This is a genomic window from Aeromicrobium sp. CFBP 8757 (assembly GCF_014841755.1).
GTDB lineage: Bacteria > Actinomycetota > Actinomycetes > Propionibacteriales > Nocardioidaceae > Aeromicrobium.
Map to the genome: position 1 here is coordinate 1 of NZ_JACYUM010000018.1, position 2,584 is coordinate 2,584.

Consider the following 2,584-nt stretch of genomic DNA (forward strand, 5'->3'; position numbering starts at 1 on the left):
GCTGTGGTTCGCCTCGGGCTTCGCCCTCACGGTCGCTTCGCTCCCTGGCGAACGGAGGTGAGGCGAACGGAGGAGGTCAGCGGTCCTTCGGGACGTCCTGCGGGCGCGAGCCCCACGACGTCGGCTTCGTGCCGACCCGGACGGTCACGGTGCCGCCCTCGTTGAGCACCCGCGACGGGATCCACGACCGGCGCCACGTGCGTCCGTCGACCGTGGCCGAGCGGACGTAGACCGTCCCGGCCGCGGCGCCCGGTGCCTTGACCGTGATGGTCGGTCCGCCCTTGCGGTGGACCCACGCGGTCGGGAACGTCGGGCTCGACAGCAGCATCTCGGCGCGGCTCGGCGTCTGCGGGTACATGCCGAGCGCACCCCAGACGTACCAGGCCGACATCGTCCCGAGGTCGTCGTTGCCGGGCAGTCCGCCGGGACCGGTGCCGTAGACGCGGTTCATGTAGTCGCGCACCGTCTTCTGCGTCTTCCAGGGCTGGCCCAGTGCGTTGTAGAGCCACGGGGCGTGGATGCCCGGCTCGTTGGTGGGGTCGTAGCCCGTCTGGAAGAACTCGTCGAGTCGCGCCGCTGCCTTCGCGTCGCCGCCCATCAGGCGTGACAGCCGGTGCACGTCGTGCTGGACCATCCACGTGTACGTCGCGGAGCTGCCCTGCGCGAAGCCGAGGTCGCTCGTGGGGTCGAACGGCTCGACCCACGAACCGTCCGCTTTGCGCGCCTGCTGGTATCCGGCTCCGGGGGTCGCGGCCGGGTTGAAGGTGTTGCGCCACCAGCCGGAGCGGTCGTCGAAGTACCGTGCCTGCTTTCTGTTGCCGAGGCGCTCGGCCCACTGGGCGAGGCCGTAGTCGGCGGCGCTGTCCTCGAGGGTCTCGGCCGCGCCGCCCCAGCAGTGGCAGTTGTCCTGGGGCGCGTAGTGCAGGCGCAGGTACTCCTTGAGGTTCGGACGCATGCCGGCGCACTGCCCGGGGCAGCCGTAGTCGGACAGGCCCGCGGCGTTCGGCTTGATCGCCTGCTTGACGAGGGAGTCGTACGCCGCCTTGACCTCGAAGTTGTCGACCCCGAGCGCGGTGATGCCGGCCAACGTGGGTGCGCTGGGGTCGCCGTTCATGACCCGCGTGGGTCCGTTCACGTGCACCCACCGGTCCCACACGCCGCCGTTCTGCCGCGACAGGTTCAGCAGCGACTGGGCGAAGTCGCCGGCGACCCGTGGCTCGAGCAGCGCGAGCAGCTGGGTGTGGGCGCGGTACTGGTCCCAGCCGGAGAAGTTGCCGTACTGGGCCTTCTGCCCGCGCTTGAGACGGTGGACCTTGCGGTCGGCGCCCAGGTACGTGCCGGCGACGTCGCTGGTGATGTTCGGCTGCAGGAACGAGTGGTAGAGCGCGGTGTAGAACGTCGTCAGCTTCGCCCGCGACCCGCCGGCCACCTCGATGCGGCGCAGCTGCCGGTCCCAGACCTTCGTGCCGGCTGCCGCGACCTTCTTGACCGTGGCGCGGGGTGCCACCTCGGCCTTCAGGTTGGCCTCGGCCGCCTTCTGGCTCGTGTAGGAGATGCCGATGCGCATCGTGACGGGACGCCCGCTCGTGAAGCCGACCCAACCACCCGATCCGCGTCCGGCCCGCGCGGCACCCTTCTCGTAACCCTCGCCGCCGCTGGCTGACCGGGTGCCCGGACGCACGCTGTCGTCCACCCACGTGCCGGTGCGGGTGAAGGCCCGGTCGAAGTGGGCCGTGAAGTAGAGGCGGTAGTAGCTGAACTTGTTGCTGCCGCCGCCGTTGCCGCGCCGTCCGCAGAACCCGCCCGTCAGCACCGACCCCGTCACGGTGCGAGCCTTCGCGTCGATGCGGGTCGTGGCGTCCTCGCTGCCGTTCAGCGAGTTGGACGTGCGGAACAGCAGGTTCGCCTGCTTGCCCTTCGGGAACGTGATGGTGCCGACGCCGGCGCGAGTCGTCGCGGCGAACGACGTCCGCGCCCCGTTGGCGAGGTCGAGGGAGTAGCGTCCCGGCTTCGCGACCTCGTCGTCGTGGGAGAAGTCGCTGGCGTACGTCGCGTCCGTGGTGTCGGCCGTCGGCGACGACGTCACCGCCCCGACGTGCGGGAAGATCGGGACGTCGCCCGCGGCGCCGGGGTGGCAGCCCGCCCCGTTGACGTGGGTGAGCGCGAAGCCGCGGGTGCGGGTCGTGTCGTACTGGTAGCCGTTGGCCGCGCCGGTGTCGGTCTGGTCGCCCTTGGTCGTCGTCGGCGACCACGACAGCATCCCGAACGGGCGGACCGCGCCGGGATAGGTGTTGCCGCCGTTGGAGCTGCCGATCAGAGGGTCGACGTACGACACCACGTCGCCGCGGGGTGCCGGCTTCGCGCCGGCGGTGGCCGGCGCGGCGAGACCGACAGGGACCAAGAGCCCCGCGGTCAGCGCGCCCGACAGGACGAGTCGTACGTTCATGGTTCCCCCGAGAGTGGTCGTGACCTGCGTGACAGTGTGCGCAGGTCCGGACGTCCAGGGGAAGACCTGACGGCGAACGGGAGTGTGCGGTCGCCAGGGAGGCCGCTTGCGGCCGACCGTGAGCGAAGCGAGGCGACG

Annotated in this window: 1 protein-coding gene; it reads right to left on the minus strand. The window is 71.1% G+C overall.

Annotated elements, in window-relative coordinates; all coding sequences use genetic code 11:
- Positions 1-76 precede the first annotated feature (76 nt).
- Positions 77-2,446, minus strand: a complete 2,370-nt coding sequence (locus tag IFT73_RS18550; protein ID WP_192168915.1) for a GH92 family glycosyl hydrolase — start codon at positions 2,444-2,446, stop codon at positions 77-79.
- Between the last annotated feature and the right edge of the window lie 138 nt (positions 2,447-2,584).

Bases quoted from the DNA above. Each gene is read 5' to 3' on its own strand.
- IFT73_RS18550 (WP_192168915.1), bottom strand. From the start codon at position 2,446: ATGAACGTACGACTCGTCCTGTCGGGCGCGCTGACCGCGGGGCTCTTG.